Here is a 17,489-nt window from a genome sequence, read left to right as displayed (position 1 = left end):
CGACAGTGCGCGCCCCCGGCGGCTTGAATGGCCAGGTGGCCCTCACCGCCGGCTGGTGGCGCGATGCCGTGTTCTACGAGGTGTATGTCCGCAGCTTCGCGGACGCGGACGGCGACGGGGTCGGCGACCTCGACGGCATCCGCGCCCGGCTGCCCGACCTCGCCGAGCTCGGCGTCGACGGCATCTGGCTCACACCGTTCTACCCATCGCCGATGGCCGACCACGGCTACGACGTCGCCGACCACCGCGACGTCGACCCGCTGTTCGGCGACCTCGCCGCCTTCGACGCGCTCCTCGCCGAGGCGCACCGCCTCGACCTGGCCGTCCTCGTCGACCTCGTCCCCAACCACTCCAGCGACGCCCACCCCGCCTTCCAGGCGGCGCTCGCCGCGCCGCCCGGCGACCCGGCCCGCCACCGCTACCTGATCCGCCCGGGCCAGGGCCCCGGGGGCCTCGAGCCGCCGAACAACTGGATCTCGACCTTCGGCGGCGGGGCCTGGACCCGCCTGGACCAGGCCCGCCGCCTCCCGGGCCCCGCCGGCTCACAGGCCGCGGCACCGCCCGCCAGCGGGGACGATCCGGCCGGCCAGGACGAGCCGGCCGAGTGGTACCTGCACCTGTTCGCGCCCGAGCAGCCGGACTGGAACTGGTCCGACCCCGCGGTACGCGCCGACCACGAGCGGACCCTGCGGTTCTGGCTCGACCGGGGCGTCGACGGGTTCCGGATCGACGTCTCCCACGGCCTGGTCAAGGACGGCGAACTGCGCGACAACCCGCCCGGGCCGCCCGCCACCCCGGCGACCAGCTTCCGGGAGCGGCTGGAGCCGCACGTCTGGGACCAGGAGGGCGTGCACGACGTCTACCGGTCGTGGCGAACGCTCGTCGATGGCTACCAGCGAGACGATGGCCGCGAGCGGGTGCTCGTGGGCGAGACCTGGGTCGAGGACCCGGACCGGCTGGCCCGCTATGTGCGCCCGGACGAGTTACACCTCACGTTCGCGTTCTCGCTGCTGACCGTCGAATGGTCGGCCCCGAGGTGGCGCCAGGCAGTCCAGGAGGGGCTCGCGGCGACGGCCGCCGTCGGCGCGCCGCCGACCTGGGTGCTCGCCAGCCACGACGCGACCCGCCCGGTGACCCGCTACGGCGGCGGCGCGACCGGCCTGCGCCGGGCCAGGGCCGCCCTGCTGACGCTGTTGGCGCTTCCCGGCGTGGTGTTCCTCTACCAGGGCGACGAGCTGGCCCTCCCGCAGGTGGACGTGCCCCCGGAGGCCCGCCAGGACCCGGTCTGGGAGCGTTCGGGGCGCACCGAGACCGGCCGCGACGGCTGCCGGGTGCCCATTCCCTGGGCCGGAGCCCGGCCGCCGTACGACTTCGCCGCGCCGGGGGTCGTCACCTGGCTGCCCCAGCCGGACGACTGGGCGCAGCTGACCGTCGAGGCTCAGCGAGCCGACCCGGCATCGACGTGGCGCCTCGTCCACGACGCCCTGGCCACTCGCCGTGACCTGTCACGGGGAGCGAACGGCGGCCCGCCGCTGCGCTGGCTCGACACTCCCCCGGATGTGCTCGCCTTYGACCACCCGGCCGGGCCGGCAGACGGCACCGAGGTGCTGACCTGCGTGCTCGCGACGGCCACCGAGACACGGCTGGCGCTGCCCGGCAGGCTGCTGCTGGCCAGCGGCCCGGCCGAGCACGACGGCGAGACCCTGGTCATTCCACCCGACACCGCCGCCTGGATCATCCGGGAGGCGGCCGATGGTGAGGGCCCGGATGACAGCTCCATGGCATGAGGTGGGTTCTCCCGTCGGTCCGTTCCTCGGTGGAGGTCGGTCCACGCGCAAAATAGAGGGGTGAGCCGACAGCCGACGCCTGCCCAGCCGACCCCCGAGCCGGCACCAGCGCGGCCGCCGGCGGGCGCGGCGCCGCCCTCGGCGGACGCGGCGGGCCCGCCGCCCAAACCGGCCCGGCCCATGCTGCCCGTGGGGCCGCCGCCGGGGGCCGACGAGACGTTCTACGCGTCCGTCGGCGGCGAGGAGACCTTCCGGCGGCTGGTGGCCCGCTTCTACGAGGGGGTCGCCGCCGACCCGGTGCTGCGCCCGCTCTACCCGGAGGAGGACCTCGGCCCCGCCGAGGAGCGGCTGCGGTTCTTCCTGATCCAGTACTGGGGCGGCCCGGCGACCTATCACGAGCGGCGTGGTCATCCCCGCCTGCGGATGCGGCACGTCCCGTTCGCGATCGGCCCGGCCGAGCGGGACGCCTGGCTCGCCCACATGCGCGCCGCCGTGGACTCGCTGGACCTGTCTCCCGACCAGGACGAGACGCTCTGGTCCTACCTCGTCTACGCCGCGGGCTCGATGCAGAACCGCCCCTGAGACGGCTGATGGCCAGGCATCCAGTGCCTGGCCATCAGCCGTCTCCAGCCGGCGAGCCCCGCCACATTCGGGCGCTGGCCCCGGTGCCGGCCTACAGCCGCGCGGGCAGGTCCGCGCCGCCGGCGGCCTGCGCGGGCACGGCGACCCGGCCGAGCCCGCCGCCCGCCGCGCCGGGTGGTGCCACTTCCACGGTTCCGACTTCCGCTTCGACTTCCACGGTTCCGACCGTGCCGACCGATCCGGAGATCGCGAGCGCCGGCGTGGCGGCGCCGCGCGGGAGCAGCAGGGTGCCGACAGCCGCGATCACGACCCCGACCAGGTCGAACGCGAGGGCCGCGACCATGGCGTCGGCCAGACCGCCGCGGTCCGCCACCGCGAAGAACACGGTCCCCACCCCGGCGACCCCGAGGGCCGCCGACGCCTGCTGGGTGGTCGTGAGCAGTCCGCTGACCGCGCCGCTGACGTCCGCGGACGCGCCGGCCAGGACCGCGGCGACGAGCGCCGGGATGATCAGGCCGTTGCCGATCCCCATGGCGAGCAGCGGCGGCATCATCTGCGCGGTCGGAACCCCCGTGCCCTCGCTCGCGACCATGACCAGCAGTCCGAGCACCCCAGCCGCGGTGATCAGGGCTCCGACGGTCAGCGTCCTCGGTCCGTAGCGGGCGACCAGGCCGCGGGCGGCCATGGAGGACAGCGCGAACGCCACCCCCAKCGGTCCGAACACGAGGCCGGCGTCCAGCGGCGAGCGGTGCTGCCCCTCCTGCAGGAAGATCGTCGCGGCCAGCAGGAAGCTGCCGAAGAAGGTGAAGAACCCGAAGCTCACCAGCAGTCCGGCGATGGTCCGCCGGGTCCGCAGCACGGCCGGCGGGACGATCGGGTAGCCACCCGTCCGGGCCAGCCGGACCTCCCAGCCGCCGAAGGCGGCCAGCACCACGACGCCGGCGGCAAGCGCCAGCCACGTCCAGATCGGCCAGCCCTCATCCCGGCCGAGCGTCAGCGGGACCAGCACCAGGCCGAGCCCCGAGGCGAGCCCGATGAGCCCCACGGGGTCGAGCGGCTCGGGCCGGGCCGCCTTCGACTCGCCGAGCAGCCGCCAGACCACCGCCATCGCGACGATGCCGATCGGCACGTTCACCAGGAAGATCGGCCGCCAGCCCAGCCCGAAGACGTCCGCGTCGACGAGCAGGCCGCCGATGACCTGCCCGGACACGGCGCCGAGGCCGACCGTGACGCCGAAGTACGAGAACGCGCGCGCCCGCTCCGCCGGCGGGAAGATCACGTTGATGATGGCGAGCGCCTGCGGCACCATCGCCGCCGCGCCGATGCCCTGCAGGAGCCGGCCGGCGATCAGCGTCCCCTCGGTCGGGGCCACGCCGCACAGGGCCGAGGCGACGGTGAACAGCCCCATCCCCAGCAGGAACATCCGCCGGCGGCCGGTACGGTCGCCGAGCCGTCCGCCGGTGATCAGACCGGCCGCGTAGGTGAACGAGTAGCCGGCGACGATCAGCTCCAGGCCGGCGTCGGAGGCCCGCAGGTCGCCGCCGATGCTGGGGGCGGCCACGTTGACGACGAAGATGTCGAACAGCGACATGAACGTGGCGACGAGGACCGCGGGCAGCACGCGCCAGCGCCTGGGGTCCGGCTCCGCCGGCGCCGCGGCCGCGGCCTCGCGCACCGGGCTGGCGGAGGCGGAAGCGGAGTCCGGAAGACGCCGCGGGGCCCGGCTGGTCGCGCCGGACGGTGACAACGGTGACGATGGCGCACCCGTGGGCGTCTCGGCCACGGGCTCGTCGACCCTGTTGGAGGCCATCGGGCTCCTCAGCTAGTTCGATGTTTGCCGAACTAGGTCAAGTCGGCGCCGCCCCGGGGCATTCCCCGAACCCCGCGACATTCCGGGAAATGTCGCTGGCCTCCGCGACGGTTCTCCGTTGTGGTTCGCTCTGGAGTTGACGGACATACGAGGGATCTCCCTCGCGTGTCCGGCGGCCCGGGTCGGAGTCACGGTGGGCGGGGCAGGGTCCCCGTCCGGACGCAGGAGGTGGGTCATGGGCACGCTGCCGATGCCGGCGACCCAGGACATCGATCTCGTCGCCGTGCTGGCCTCGCTGGGCGACCCTTCCCGCCTCGAGATCGTCGGCGCGCTCGCCCAGGTCCAGGAGGCCGCCTGCGGCGAGCTGCTCGCCGGCCGGATGGCCAAGTCGACCCGCAGCCACCACCTGCGGGTCCTGCGCGAGGCCGGCGTCATCGCCACCCGCGCCGAGGGCACCCACAAGTTCTCCCGGCTGCGCCGCGACGACCTCGACGCCCGCTTCCCAGGCCTCCTGGCCGCCGTCGTGACCGGCGCCCTCACACCGGCCGGCGTCGCCGGTGCGTTCGCGGACGGTCCCAGCCAGGTGTGAGGTCGAACGGAAGGGCGCGCCAGGCCGGCTCGGGGCGAAAGTCGCGCCAGGTGCCGTCGAACGGGAAGAGGCCCGCCTCGGCATCCTTGATCAGTCGCTCGCCCTCGGCGCGGACCGCGGCGGCGTCGCGCACCCAGTAGCGATCCGGGAAGGCGAGGCGCTCCTCCAGCTCGTCCTCRTCCTTCCAGGCCCAGCCGCGGTCCGGCCGGACCCAGATGTCGAGATCCTGGTCACAGCCGTCCACGCCGGCGCCGGCGCCGTCCCGCCAGCGGGTGACCGGCTCCTCGAGGTTGACGTACCAGGCGTCGAAGCCGCCGCGCCGGTCCCAGAACCACCAGACGCTGTGCGCCCGGTCGGGCGGGATGAGCATGAAGATGTCCGGGCCCCACCAGGCCGTGCGGGTGAGCAAGGTCCGCTGCGTGATCCACTCCGCGAACGGCATGTCGCGGATCCCGCGGCCGTCCTCGCTCATCCGGACCGCCGCCGGACCGCCGTTCGGGATCCAGACCCGCAGCCCCCGCTCGTCGTCGCCGACCACCACGCCGCAGCGGACGAAGACCAGCTCGTCGTCGGTGAACATGCGATGCAGGATCAGCTCGCCCGGCTCGAACACCGGCTCGACATGATCCACGGGCCTCACGATAGCGCCTCTCGGAGTCGTTCCGGCCCGGACCGCGCGACGCATGTCGGCCAGACGGTGGGGAACCAGTGGCAAACGGGCGCGCCCGGCCTCGCCTCCGATCACCGCCTCGCCGGGACCGCGGCGCGGACCAATAGGGTTGGTGCATGGCGCAGTACGTCTTCCAGATGCGCAAGGTGCGCAAATCCCACGGTGACAAGGTCGTCCTCGACGACGTGACCCTGGCGTTCCTGCCAGGAGCCAAGATCGGGGTCGTCGGTCCCAACGGTGCGGGGAAGTCGTCCCTGCTCAAGCTGATGGCCGGGCTCGATCACCCGAGCAACGGCGACGCCCTGCTCTCCCCCGGCTACACGGTCGRCATGCTCGCCCAGGAGCCGGTGCTCGACGAGACCAAGGACGTCCGCGGCAACGTCGAGGACGGCGTGGCCGAGATCCGTCAGGTGCTCGCCGACTACGAGGCCATCAACGAGAAGATGGCCGACCCGGACGCGGACTTCGACACGCTGCTGGCCCAGCAGGCCGCGCTGATCGACAAGATCGAGGCCGCGAACGCCTGGGAGCTCGACAGCCAGCTCGACCAGGCGATGGACGCGCTGCGGCTGCCGCCGGCGGACGCCGACGTCTCCAAGCTCTCCGGTGGCGAGCGGCGCCGCGTCGCGCTGTGCCGGCTGCTACTGGAGGCGCCCGACCTGCTGCTGCTCGACGAGCCGACCAACCACCTGGACGCCGAGTCGGTGCTGTGGCTCGAGCAGCACCTGGCCCGCTACCACGGCGCCGTGCTGGCCGTCACCCACGACCGGTACTTCCTCGACAACGTCGCCGGCTGGATCCTGGAACTCGACCGCGGCCGGGCGCACCCGTACGAGGGCAACTACAGCACGTACCTGGAGAACAAGGCGGCCCGTCTCAAGGTCGAGGGGTCGAAGGACGCCAAGCGGCGCCGGATGCTCTCCCAGGAGCTGGAGTGGGTCCGCTCCAACCCGAAGGCGCGGCAGGCCAAGAGCAAGGCACGGCTGTCCCGCTACGAGGAGCTCGCGGCGGAGGYGGACAAGGCCAGGCCGCGCGATTTCGACGACATCCAGATCCCGCCGGGCCCGCGGCTGGGCAGCCTGGTCATCGAGGCGAAGAACCTGACCAAGGGCTTCGGCGACCGGGTGCTCATGGACAACCTGTCGTTCAGCCTGCCGCGCGGCGGCATCGTCGGGATCATCGGCCCGAACGGCGTCGGCAAGACCACCCTGTTCACCATGCTCACCGGCGAGGCGAAGCCCGACTCGGGCGCCCTGACGATCGGCGACACCGTCGACATCTCCTACGTCGACCAGAGCCGTTCCGGCCTCGACGGCAAGAAGAACGTGTGGCAGGTCGTCTCCGACGGGCTCGACCACATCATCGTCGGCAAGGTCGACTTCCCGAGCCGGGCGTACGTGTCGTCGTTCGGCTTCAAGGGCCCCGACCAGCAGAAGCCGGTCGGCGTGCTCTCCGGCGGTGAGCGCAACCGGCTGAACCTGGCGCTGACCCTGAAGCACGGCGGCAACGTGCTGCTGCTCGACGAGCCGACCAACGACCTCGACGTCGAGACGCTGCGCTCGCTGGAGGACGCGCTGCTGGAGTTCGCCGGCTGCGCCGTGGTCAYCTCCCACGATCGCTGGTTCCTCGACCGGGTCGCCACCCACATCCTCGCGTGGGAGGGCGACGACGAGAACCCGGCGAAGTGGTTCTGGTTCGAGGGCAACTTCGCCGACTACGAGACCAACAAGCTCGAGCGCCTCGGCCAGGAGGCCGCCCGCCCGCACCGCGTCACCTACCGCCGGCTCAACCGCGACTAGTCGGCCGGGCAGGATCTGGAGAGGCAGGGTCTGGAACGGCCGGATCTGGAGATGCCGGGTCGTCGATGTAGGCGGCGGCCTGGAGGGTGAAGAGTTCGGCGTACTGGCCGCCGAGGGCCATCAGCTCGCGGTGGGTGCCGGACTCGGTGATGCCGCCGTCCTCGAGGAAGATGATCCGGTCCGCCTGGCGCACCGTGGAGAAGCGGTGCGAGATGTAGAAGGCGGTGCGGCCGGTCGCCAGGGCGCGCAGCCGGGTGAACAGGTCGTGCTCCGCGCGGGCGTCGAGCGCGGCGCTCGGCTCGTCGAGGACGAGGATCCGGGCGGCGCGCATGAAGCCGCGGGCGAGGGCGACCTTCTGCCATTCTCCGCCGGAGAGGTTCACCCCGTTGCCGAACCAACGGCCGAGCGATGTGTCGTACCCGTGCGGCAGGGCCCGGATGAAGCCGTCCGCACCGCCGTCCAGGCCGGCCTGCTCCACCCGCGGCCGGTCGGACAGCGCGGAGAGTTCGCCCAGGCCGATGTTCTCCGCGGCGCTGGCTTGGAAGGAGACATGGTCCTGGAAGACCGCGCCGATCTGGGAACGCAACGCTTCCGCGTCCACATCGGCGATGTCGACGTCGTCGACGAGGATCCGGCCGCTGTCCGGCGTGTACAGCCGGCACAGCAGTTTGATCAGCGTCGATTTCCCAGCGCCGTTGCGACCGACGATCGCGATCGTCTCCCCGGCGCCGACCTCGAAACTGACGTCGTTCAGCGCCACGACCTCCGTGCCCGGGTAGCGGAACGAGACACCCTCGAAGACGACGTGCCCGCGCAGCGGTGTCGGTAACGGCGCAGGTGCAGGCAGCGGCGCGGATGCAGGTAGCGGCGCTGACTTGGGTGCGGCCCGTGGCGCCGGCACCGCCGCCGGGGCGTCGACCGGCGCCGCCTCGATCGCCGCCGCCTGGATCGCGGCCGCCTGGATCGCCATCGCCTCCGATGCCGCCCCGGGCGACGCGGCCGCCAGCCGGGCCGCCTGGTGGGCGGCCTGCCGTTCCGCCTCGGTCGGCGTGGCCAGCAGGCGGTACAGGTCGTCGACGTACAGGTTGTTCTCGTACATCTGGGTGAGCGAGCTCAACATGCTCGACACGTTGCCCTGAACGCTGGAGGCGGCGGTGCCGTAGAGGGTCAGGTCGCCGAGCGTGAGCCGCCCGGCGGCGGCCTGGAGGGCGACGTAGAGGTAGCTGCCCGAGCGGGCGAGCTCCGCGAGCAGGCTCCATCCCAGCTCGGCGAGCTGGCGGCGGATGGCCAGTTCACGGAGCCGCTGGTTGTAGTTGGCCGACAGCAGCCGGAATCGCTCGACCAGGTAGGGGCCGAGGTTGAAGATCCTGATTTCCTTGGCGTCGGTGTCCGTGGTCAGCACCCGCTGCAGGTAGGAGATCCGCCGGTTCACCGGCGATGTCCACCTGCTCCGCATGTAGGTCCACCGGCCGTAACGGGTGTCGACGATGAAGGCGGGGATCGGCGCCACCAGCACAATGACCCCGAGGAGCGGGTTCAGGCTGACGAGCAGCCCGATCATGCTGACGAACGTCACCACCGTCTGCAGCAGCCCGAAGAACGTCGTGAGTGTGTCGAATGGCCGAGTGCCCTGCTGCGAGGCTCGCTGCAACAGGTCGTACGACTCGGACTGCTCGAAGAAGCTCAGTTCGAGCTGGCTCGCCTTCTCGACGACCATCGTCTGCACGGTGAGCGACAGCCGGTCGGACAGGATGCGCTGGACGATGGACCGCGCGGCCGACAGCAGCTGGCTGAGGATGGACACGGCGAACTGGGTCAGGACCAGCCAGAAGACGACCTGGGTGCCGGTCAGCGTGGCCACCCGCGGGCTTCCAGGCAACGGCAGCGCCAGGACCGAATGATCAGGCTGATGGGTCGTCCGGATCTGCACCGCCCGGACCACCGCGTCGACGAGCAGCCGCGCCGTCGAGGCGGTCAGCGCGGGAAAGAGCCCGACCGCGACGGTCAGCAGCGCGAGCATCACCGTCGCCGGCGCGCTCGCCCGCCAGCACAGCCGCAGCACCCGGGGAAGCCCGACCACGGTCGCGCGCGCGCCCCGGCCGGCGTCGCGCAGCCGTTCACGCCACGGTTTCGGCGGGTCCGGCGGTGGATCGGGGATGTCGACCGGCCCGGTCAGGCCGCTCGGCAGACCGGACTCATCCCGCTCCGGCCCACGTCTGACGGAACGGCGCCTACCCGGCATGCGACCCCTCTCGCTCCTCGACCACCATCGCCGCCGCCGGCCGGATGGCCTCCCGGCTGGCGCATCGGCGCACCCGGTGCGTCCGCCCGGACCTCGCGGGCCGGCATCCGATGCCGCCGATCGAGGTGGCTTCCTGCCAGGACCATCGCCTAACAGGACCATCGTGCTCTCCCGCGCATGAAGGACATGCGACGTTCGCGCACGGCCGACCGCGCCGCCGCCGACAGGCGGCACCTGGCGTTGGGTGTCGATTGTGGGGGCGGACCACCGGGTACGGGCCGACGTATGCCTGCAAGGACCCGCGCGGCCTCGCGCGGACCGGACGGGGGGCCACCCTCGAGGATGGGCGACCACTCGCGGCCCGCGCACCCGCCGGACCCACTGGCCGCCGCCACGATGCGCCGGGCGCTCCCCGCGGTCGCGGGACGGCCGGGCGGACGGGGCCAGCCACGGCGCGCGGCCAGGATCCGGCGCCCGGTGACCTCGTCGCGGCGCACCTGGTGGGCGGTGGTCATGCCGGCGCTCACCCTGATCGCGGTGATCCTGCTGGAGATCAGCAACCGGACGTGGACGATCCGCGAGCTGGTGGTGATCAGCCCCATGGCCGCCGCGACGCTCGCCGGCCCGGGACTGACCACCGTGTACGCGGTCGCCGCGGTTGTCAGCGCGTTGGGGCTTGGCTGGTATGACAGCCTCGACACGGGCATGGCGGGTGGCTGGACGGCACAGATCGTCCGGCTCGGCGGGGTCGCGATCGGCGGCGTGCTGGCGATCCTCGCCAGCCGGTACAACACCGGGCGGGAGACCACGCTCGCCAACGTCAGGCGCGTCGCGGAGGTCGCGCAGCAGGCGATCCTCACCGACGTGCCCCCGGTGTCCCGGGAGGGCCTGCGCCTCGCGGTCCGCTACGAGAGCGCCGCCGCCGAGGCGAGTGTCGGCGGCGACCTCTACGAGCTGGTCGACAGCCCCTGGGGCACGAGGCTGTTGATCGGTGACGCACGCGGCAAGGGGCTCGGGGCGGTGCGGCTGGCCAGTCGGGTGCTCGGCTGCTTCCGCGTGGTCGCCCGTGGCCGTCGATATATCCATGAGGTCCTGCCCGACCTCGACGCCGAGGTGGCCAGCGTCGGCGAGCTYGACGACTTCGTGACCGGCATCGTCGCCGAACTCGGCGGGCGCTGGCTCACTCTGGCCAACGCGGGCCATCCCGACCCGGTGCTGTGGCGGCACGGGCGCGTCCGGCTGCTGGCGCCGTCCGGGCGCCAGCCGCCCCTCGGCCTCGGCGCGGGGAGCGCACGGGCGGCGCGGGACAACGCGGGCGTGGTCACCGTGGCGCTGGAGCCGGGCGATCGGCTGCTGTTCTACACCGACGGGATCGCGGAGGCGCGGGATCGCCGCACCGGCGAGTTCTTCCCGCTGCTGCCCGCCGTCGAGCGCGCCCTCGGCGAGGCGCGCACCCTCGACGACGCCCTCGCGGACCTCGCGGCCACGGTTCGCGAGTGGACCGGCTCGGCCCTGGGCGACGACGTGGCACTGCTGGCCGCGGAGGTGCCGGCCGACCCACGCCCGGCCCTCCCCGGCACCCCGACCTTCTCGACCCGCCGCCAGGCCGGCCTCGCGGCCCCTGGCCCGGCACCGGGCGGCCGTCGCGGCGAGCAGTCAGGCCTCGCCGCGGCCGGCGGATCGGCATCGGCATCGGCATCGGCATAGAGCCGACCAGGCAGGACATCCGATCACGACCGGACAGGACACCCGACCGGACAGGACATCGAGACGACGCTGGAAAGCGGGGACGACGGAGGGGACGACGGAGATGACTCCACTCACCGATCTGGGACTGCGGCTACCCGAGCCTGTGCTCGATCGTCCACCGGGTGAGGCCGTCCCGGAGACCGAGTTCATCGAGGCCGCGATGCGCTGGCACTTCGACCCGGCCACGGGCTCGCCGTTCTGGCTACGGGCGGCGGGCGATCTCGGCTTCGACCCGCGCCGCGACGTCCACACCATCGCGGACCTGGCGAAGTTCCCCAACCTCGTGGACCTGCTGCGGGAGGTGCCGGTCTTCGACCTCGTCCCCCGCGGCTACGGACCCGATCCCGGAATCGGCGGGGTGTTCGAGAGCGGTGGGACGACCGGACCACCCAAGCGGGTCGTCTTCCTCGACGACTGGTTTGACTGGCTGATCGACTACAGCCTCGCCGACCTGGCCGCCCGGGGCTCCCCCACCGGCGTCGACTGGCTCGCGGTCACACCCAGCGGACCGCACATGTTCGGCGCCTTCATCGAGCGGTTCGTGCGCCGGGCCGGCAGGCTGCCGTTCACGATCGACCTCGACCCCCGGTGGGTGAAGCGCGTCATCGCCGAGGGCCACGCCGACGAGGCCGACCGGTACGCCGACCACCTCATCGACCAGGTCCGGCACGTGCTGCGGACGCAGGACATCCGCGTCATGGTCATCACGCCGCCGCTGCTGGAACGCCTCGCCCGCCAGGACGACCTGGTGGAGCTCGTCCGGGCGAAGGTCAGGACGGTCGAGTGGGGCGGCGCCCACATGGACGCCGACACCCGCTCCCTTTACATGACCGAGATCTTCCCCGGCGCCTCGCTCTACGGCCGTTACGGCAGCACGATGATCCTCGGCGCGGCGGTGGAGCGCCATGGGCTCACGGCGGACGACCCGTGCGTGTTCGACCCGCCGTCGCCGTACATCACGTTCTCGGTCGTCGACCCGGAGACCCTGCGGCCGGTCGAGTACGGCGCCAGCGGTCAGGTGGTGATGAGCCACGTGAGCCGCTCCGCGCTGCTGCCGAACAACCTGGAGCGTGACCTCGCCACCCGCGTCGAACCCCTGCCGGGCTCGGCGCAGGTGGGCGACTCGGTCGCCGACGTCAGGCCGGTCCCGGTGTTCGGCGGGGAAACCGTGGTCGAGGGGGTGTACTGATGACCGGACCGAGCGGCGCCGGCGCGAACCCGCCCGCCACCGCGAGCCGCGCCGCCACCGCCAGCGGTGTCAACACCGCCACCGGCACCGGCACCAGCACCGGCAAGGGGCCCTCCACCGGGCCCGCCACGGCCTCCGCTGGACGGGCGGCTCCCGCCGGGGTCACTCCCGGCACGGCCGTCAGGCCCGATCCTCTCAAGCTGGACGCGCTCGGGCCGAACGGGCCGTTCCGGTCGCGGGAGCGGCTGACGATCAGCGACGTTGCCGGCGCGCCGATGGCCGAGCTCAGCCTGGTCCCCCGCCTCTTCGTGCACCGGGCGATGGCCGCGCTGCGCAAGGCGGAGACCATGCCGGCCGAGGAGCGGCTCGCGGCGCTGGCCCGCGCCGCCGAGGCGTTCGAGCACGGCGCGCCGGCCGGAATCCCGACCGACGAGTACACCCACCTGGTGAGCCGGATGTCCGGGATGCCGATCTCCGTGGTGCGCTCGGCCGCGCGGGGAATCGCGCGCAGCGTGGCCGGCGCCGGCCATGACGCCGGGTGTGCCCGCCCCATGGCCGCCGTCGAGAGCTGGCGGGACCCGGCGACCCGCGAGGGACGCGCGGTGTGGACCCGACGCGCCGAGGTCTTCGCCGTCCACGCGGCCGGCAACCACCCAGGGGTGCACTCACTGTGGCCGGAGGCGCTGGCGCTCGGCTACCGGGTCGCCGTCCGGCCGTCACGCCGCGAGCCGCTGACCCCGTACCGGCTGATCACCGCGCTGCGCGACGCCGGCTTCGGCGACGACCAGGTGGTGCTCCTGCCGACCGACCGCACCGTCGCCGACGACATCCTGCGGGCCGCGGACCTGTCGATGGCCTACGGCGGCGACGAGGTGGTCCACAAGTACGCCCATGACGGCACGGTGCTGCCGCAGGGGCCCGGCCGGTCGAAGATCCTCGTCTCCGGCGGGGACTGGCGGCCGCACCTGGACATGATCGTCGACTCGGTGGCCGACGAGGGCGGTACCGCGTGCGTGAACACGACCGCGGTCTACGTCGAGGGTGACCCGACGCCGCTGGCCGAGGCACTGGCCGAGCGGCTGGCCGCGATCCCGAGCCTGCCGCCGGAGGACGAGGGGGCGGTGCTGCCCACCCAGCCGGTCCAGACGGCCCGGGCGGTGGAGAAGTACCTGCTCGACCACGCCGGTGACGCCACCCCGCGCCTCGGCGGCGACGGGATCGTCGACCCGCTGCCCGGCGGCGGCGCCGTGCTGCGCCCGGCGGTCTTCCAGGTCGACCGCCCCGACGCGCCCCAGACCGGCATCGAGCTGGGCTTCCCGTGCGTCTGGGTGGCGCCGTGGTCGGCGAAGGACGGCGCCGGGCCGCTGCGCGACACACTGGTGCTCACCGCGATCACCGAGGACGCCCGGCTGGTGGACCGGCTGGTCGACGACCCGTCGATCAGCAACGTCTACCTCGGCGATCACCCGACCTACTGGATGCGTCCCGACGTCCCGCACGACAGCTACCTCGGTGAGTTCCTGATGCGCACCAAGGCCGTCATCCGCGACTAGGGCACAGACGAACGGCGTCCGGCCGCCAGGCGGGATGCCTGGCGGCCGGACGCGTCGTTCCTTGACGGGCGCCTACGCCCAGCCGGGCATGGGGTAGCCGGCGGTGAGGTCGCGGACCTCGCCGGCGATCTGGGCGAGGGCGGCCTCGTCGTCGTCGGCGGCGGCCTTGACCGCCTGGTCGATCCAGGCGGCGATCTGGCGCATCTGCTCGGGGCCCATGCCGCGGGTGGTGACGGCGGCGGTACCCAGGCGCAGGCCGGACGGGTCGAACGGCTTGCGGGTGTCGTACGGGACGGCGTTGTAGTTCAGCTCGATGCCGGCCCGGTCGAGCGCCTGGGCGGCGGGCTTGCCGCCGATGCCCTTGCTGGTGAGGTCGACGAGGATCAGGTGGTTGTCGGTGCCGCCGGAGACGAGGTCGAAGCCGCGCTCGGCGAGCCCCTCGGCCAGCGCCGCCGCGTTCGCGACGATCTGGTGGGCGTATGTCCTGAAGTCCGCGGTGGCCGCCTCGCGCAGCGCGACGGCGATCGCCGCGGTGGTGTGGTTGTGCGGGCCGCCCTGCAGGCCGGGGAAGACGGCCTTGTCGATCGCCGAGGCGTGGGCGGCGTCGGTCATCAGCATCGCGCCGCGCGGGCCGCGCAGCGTCTTGTGGGTCGTGGTCGAGATGACGGGGGCGTGGCCGACCGGCGACGGGTGCGCGCCGCCGGCGATCAGGCCGGCGATGTGCGCGATGTCGGCGGCCAGGACCGCGCCGACCTCGCGGGCGATCTCGGCGAACGCCGGGAAGTCGATCGTGCGCGGGATCGCGGTTCCGCCGCAGAAGATGACCTTCGGGCGCTCGGCGAGCGCGAGCTGGCGGACCTCGTCCATGTCGACGCGCCCGGTGTCCTGGCGGACGGTGTAACGCACCGAGCGGAACCACTTGCCGGTGGCGGAGACTGACCAGCCGTGGGTGAGGTGGCCGCCCATCGGCAGCGCCATGCCCATGACGGTGTCGCCCGGCTGCAGGAAGGCCAGGTAGACGGCGAGGTTGGCCGGCGAGCCGGAGTAGGGCTGGACGTTGGCGTGCTCGACGCCGAACAGCGACTTGGCCCGCTCGATGGCCAGTGTCTCGATCGGGTCGATGAACTGCTGGCCCTCGTAGTACCGCTTGCCGACGTAGCCCTCGGAGTACTTGTTCGTCAGGATGGTGCCCGCCGCCTCGAGAACGGCGGTGGAGACGTAGTTCTCCGACGCGATGAGGCGAATCTTCTCATACTGCCGCTGGGCCTCGGACTCGACCAGGTTCGCGATCTCCGGGTCGGCGCTGGCCAGGTGCTTGATGAGTGGCTGGTGCATGGGGAGACCTCCAGGATGTGGCTGCCCGGCCCGTCCGCGTCCACACGTCGCCGCCAGGTGGTCTGTGTGAGCCGCCGACGGCCGATCCGCGTGCGGGCAGGCGTTGTCCGTCGGTGGCACCCAGGCGCACGGTGCCGTGCCGTTCGGTCGCTCCCCGGTGGTTGAATCCACCCTTGCACGCCAGTCACGACTGGGCTCGATTCTAGCCGGTCGTCCGCGGCGGGCGATCCACGCCCGGCCCGCGCACCGGGCCAGGGCCGGGCCGGCCACGGCCTGGTCCGGCGGCGCGCCGAGGTGGCCGGACAGCTGCCGCCGCCCCGGTACCGCCGGCCGGTCGCGCGGGCAAGTCCGGCGACGCGCCCGCCGCCGCCAGCACACACGCGGCCGTCAGGCGCCGGTTCAGGCCCGACCGATCAGAGGGCCCTCAGGCGCCCGACGCCCCGCCGTTTCCGACTTATATTCCCAGCGAGTGCATAACGGGCAAAAGCGTCAGAAAGTTGTAGACAGCCTCGTTGGCCGTCATGCCACGGCCTCCGACGACGACAAGGTTCGTGGAGCTTCCAGCTTCCTGGCTTCCACTGGCGACGGCCGTCAGAGCACCCTGAGCGCGGTCTTCCGGTCCGGACGCGCTGGTCGCACCGTCGCTGACAGGCTCTATCGATCCGACGGAATCGGTGGACCCGACCTGGGTGTCGTCCCTGACGATGTCGTTCGGCCCGAACGTGCCGGCCGCACCGTCGCCGGCGGGACCTTCCAGTCCGAAGGGCCCGGTGGACCCGCCCTGGGTACCATTATTTCCGAACGAGCCGGTCGAGCCACCCTGGGCGACGCCGTTCCCAAAGGAGCCGGTCGACCCACCCTGGGCGCCTCCGTTTCCGAAGGAACCAGTCGACCCACCCTGAGCTCGAGCTCCCGGTCCGAACGCGTTGGTTGGGCCGCCGATACTGATCGCGGTGTTACCGAGAAAGAATATCGAGATGCCCGAGTCACTCGGGATTTTCCACCAGTTCCCGGAGCCCAGTCCTACTGGCACCGCCTCCCTCATGATCGACAGGCCATCGTCCGGCGGCCTCCCCGGTACTGCCAGGCTGTTTGAATCCGACTCGACTGTTGTTGCCGCATCGGCGCTCGCGGGCGCCGCGGACAGGACGGCGACAGCAGACATCCCGCCGACCAGCCACAGAATAGCCCGACTCTTCTTCAGAATCATGTTTTTCCCGCTCGACGACGGATCTAGATCCCCTCGGCAGGATGATAGTTATTGGCCTGTCGAAACAGCCGGCCCCACAGTGGCCGGCGTGTCGCGGGAGAATTTTGGGATACCGACTCAAGACAGGGAAATCGAGCACTCGACACCATCGGGGCATTTCCTGTACACCGCCTTGTTTGTTGAGACCACGGCGGTTGGCGGATGCGCCCCCGTCTCTCCTGCGCATCCGCGGGAGCGCGGGCAGACAACAACATCGACACGAAGGACCACTCCCGGCATCCCGTCGGCGGAAAACAATCCACAGTCACGGCGGCATCAGAATAGATGGCGACATTTCACCACTGTCGGCGCAGACAACAGCCCTCCACTTCACCCCCTGTTCTACCGCGTTCAGGTAGGGGGAAGTGGAGGGCTGCCGTCAAGGACCCATCGGGAGGACTTTGGCGCCGCGGGTTAGATCAGTCGAACGAGCCCGTCGACCCACCCTGGGCACCGCCGCCACCGAACGAGCCGGTCGACCCACCCTGGGCACCGCCACCACCGAAGGAACCGGTCGACCCGCCCTGGGCACCGCCGCCACCACCGAACGAGCCGGTCGACCCGCCCTGCGCACCGCCGCCACCACCGAACGAGCCGGTCGACCCACCCTGGGCACCGCCACCACCGAAGGAACCGGTCGACCCGCCCTGGGCACCGCCGCCGCCACCGAACGAGCCGGTCGACCCGCCCTGGGCACCGCCGCCGCCACCGAACGAGCCCGTCGACCCGCCCTGAGCGCCGCCGCCCCGGCCAAAGGAACCGGTCGACCCACCCTGGGCGCCACCGCCACCGAACGAGCCCGTCGATCCACCCTGGGCGCCGCCGCCACCGAACGAGCCCGTCGACCCACCCTGGGCGCCACCGCCCCGGCCAAAGGAACCGGTCGACCCGCCCTGAGCGCCACCGCCACCGAACGAGCCCGTCGACCCGCCCTG

Annotated in this window: 13 protein-coding genes and 1 riboswitch; of the genes, 7 read left to right on the top strand and 6 right to left on the bottom strand. The window is 72.4% G+C overall.

Going from position 1 to position 17,489, the window contains the following annotated elements; all coding sequences use genetic code 11:
- The first annotated feature begins 35 nt into the window (after window positions 1–35).
- A complete protein-coding gene (locus BL253_RS02555; RefSeq protein ID WP_076813259.1) occupies window positions 36–1,787 on the top strand; it encodes an alpha-amylase family glycosyl hydrolase in 1,752 nt (583 codons plus the stop codon).
- Window positions 1,788–1,967: 180 nt separating this feature from the next.
- A complete protein-coding gene (locus tag BL253_RS02550) occupies window positions 1,968–2,369 on the top strand; it encodes a globin (protein ID WP_076813258.1) in 402 nt (133 codons plus the stop codon).
- Window positions 2,370–2,460: 91 nt separating this feature from the next.
- Here the strand turns inward: BL253_RS02550 and BL253_RS02545 are convergent, their stop codons facing one another.
- Window positions 2,461–4,179, bottom strand: a complete 1,719-nt coding sequence (locus BL253_RS02545) for an MFS transporter (protein ID WP_076813256.1) — start codon at window positions 4,177–4,179, stop codon at window positions 2,461–2,463.
- Between the two features lie 235 nt (window positions 4,180–4,414).
- Here BL253_RS02545 and BL253_RS02540 point away from each other — a divergent pair, with 235 nt between their 5' ends.
- A complete protein-coding gene (locus BL253_RS02540; RefSeq protein ID WP_076813255.1) occupies window positions 4,415–4,768 on the top strand; it encodes an ArsR/SmtB family transcription factor in 354 nt (117 codons plus the stop codon).
- Here the strand turns inward: BL253_RS02540 and BL253_RS02535 are convergent.
- Window positions 4,716–5,399, bottom strand: a complete 684-nt coding sequence (locus BL253_RS02535) for a ribonuclease FAU-1 family protein (protein WP_241834452.1) — start codon at window positions 5,397–5,399, stop codon at window positions 4,716–4,718. The genes BL253_RS02540 and BL253_RS02535 overlap by 53 nt on opposite strands.
- A 155-nt stretch (window positions 5,400–5,554) precedes the next feature.
- On the opposite strand from BL253_RS02535, the gene ettA reads away from it, so the two are divergent.
- Entirely contained in the window at window positions 5,555–7,237 is a 1,683-nt protein-coding gene (gene ettA, locus BL253_RS02530) for an energy-dependent translational throttle protein EttA (protein WP_076813253.1), read from the top strand.
- On the opposite strand, the gene BL253_RS02525 is transcribed toward ettA, so the two are convergent.
- A complete protein-coding gene (locus BL253_RS02525) occupies window positions 7,224–9,479 on the bottom strand; it encodes an ABC transporter ATP-binding protein (RefSeq protein ID WP_076813251.1) in 2,256 nt (751 codons plus the stop codon). The two genes, ettA and BL253_RS02525, sit on opposite strands and share 14 nt — an antisense overlap.
- Window positions 9,480–9,956: 477 nt before the next feature.
- On the opposite strand from BL253_RS02525, the gene BL253_RS02520 reads away from it, so the two are divergent.
- The 3 genes from BL253_RS02520 to BL253_RS02510 all read left to right on the top strand — a co-directional run bounded on the left by BL253_RS02520 (window position 9,957) and on the right by BL253_RS02510 (window position 13,970).
- Window positions 9,957–11,186, top strand: a complete 1,230-nt coding sequence (locus BL253_RS02520) for a PP2C family protein-serine/threonine phosphatase (RefSeq protein WP_241834451.1) — start codon at window positions 9,957–9,959, stop codon at window positions 11,184–11,186.
- 103 nt (window positions 11,187–11,289) lie between these two features.
- Window positions 11,290–12,417: an AMP-binding protein gene (locus BL253_RS02515; RefSeq protein WP_076813247.1), complete on the top strand. Its 1,128-nt coding sequence runs from the start codon at window positions 11,290–11,292 to the stop codon at window positions 12,415–12,417.
- The gene (locus BL253_RS02510; RefSeq protein WP_241834450.1) at window positions 12,417–13,970 is read left to right on the top strand and encodes an aldehyde dehydrogenase family protein; all 1,554 of its coding nucleotides are present in this window, start codon (window positions 12,417–12,419) and stop codon (window positions 13,968–13,970) included. The genes BL253_RS02515 and BL253_RS02510 overlap by 1 nt, the downstream gene beginning before the upstream one ends.
- 72 nt (window positions 13,971–14,042) lie before the next feature.
- On the opposite strand, the gene glyA is transcribed toward BL253_RS02510, so the two are convergent.
- The 3 genes from glyA to BL253_RS42145 form a co-directional block, all read right to left on the bottom strand.
- Window positions 14,043–15,305 (bottom strand): serine hydroxymethyltransferase, encoded by a 1,263-nt coding sequence (gene glyA, locus BL253_RS02505; RefSeq protein WP_076813245.1) that lies wholly within the window; start codon window positions 15,303–15,305, stop codon window positions 14,043–14,045.
- A gap of 111 nt (window positions 15,306–15,416) precedes the next feature.
- Window positions 15,417–15,503: riboswitch (ZMP/ZTP riboswitch) on the bottom strand.
- 256 nt (window positions 15,504–15,759) lie between these two features.
- Window positions 15,760–16,515 (bottom strand): hypothetical protein, encoded by a 756-nt coding sequence (locus BL253_RS41750; protein ID WP_131831434.1) that lies wholly within the window; start codon window positions 16,513–16,515, stop codon window positions 15,760–15,762.
- A 458-nt stretch (window positions 16,516–16,973) separates the two neighbouring features.
- On the bottom strand, window positions 16,974–17,489 hold a 516-nt coding region (locus BL253_RS42145), incomplete at its 5' end, for a hypothetical protein (RefSeq protein ID WP_076813244.1).

The sequence above is a fragment of the Pseudofrankia asymbiotica genome (genome assembly GCF_001983105.1).
Lineage (GTDB): Bacteria > Actinomycetota > Actinomycetes > Frankiales > Frankiaceae > Pseudofrankia > Pseudofrankia asymbiotica.
Note: the sequence above shows the minus strand (reverse complement) of the source record. Positions and strands in the feature narration are given on the sequence as shown.

What these genes read in the sequence shown, in the direction of transcription:
- BL253_RS02550 (WP_076813258.1), top strand. Translation starts at nt 1,968, where the DNA reads ATGCTGCCCGTGGGGCCGCCGCCGGGGGCCGACGAGACGTTCTACGCG.
- BL253_RS02540 (WP_076813255.1), top strand. Translation starts at nt 4,415, where the DNA reads ATGGGCACGCTGCCGATGCCGGCGACCCAGGACATCGATCTCGTCGCC.
- BL253_RS02525 (WP_076813251.1), bottom strand. Translation starts at nt 9,479, where the DNA reads ATGCCGGGTAGGCGCCGTTCCGTCAGACGTGGGCCGGAGCGGGATGAG.
- BL253_RS02515 (WP_076813247.1), top strand. Translation starts at nt 11,290, where the DNA reads ATGACTCCACTCACCGATCTGGGACTGCGGCTACCCGAGCCTGTGCTC.
- BL253_RS02510 (WP_241834450.1), top strand. Translation starts at nt 12,417, where the DNA reads ATGACCGGACCGAGCGGCGCCGGCGCGAACCCGCCCGCCACCGCGAGC.
- glyA (WP_076813245.1), bottom strand. Translation starts at nt 15,305, where the DNA reads ATGCACCAGCCACTCATCAAGCACCTGGCCAGCGCCGACCCGGAGATC.
- BL253_RS41750 (WP_131831434.1), bottom strand. Translation starts at nt 16,515, where the DNA reads ATGATTCTGAAGAAGAGTCGGGCTATTCTGTGGCTGGTCGGCGGGATG.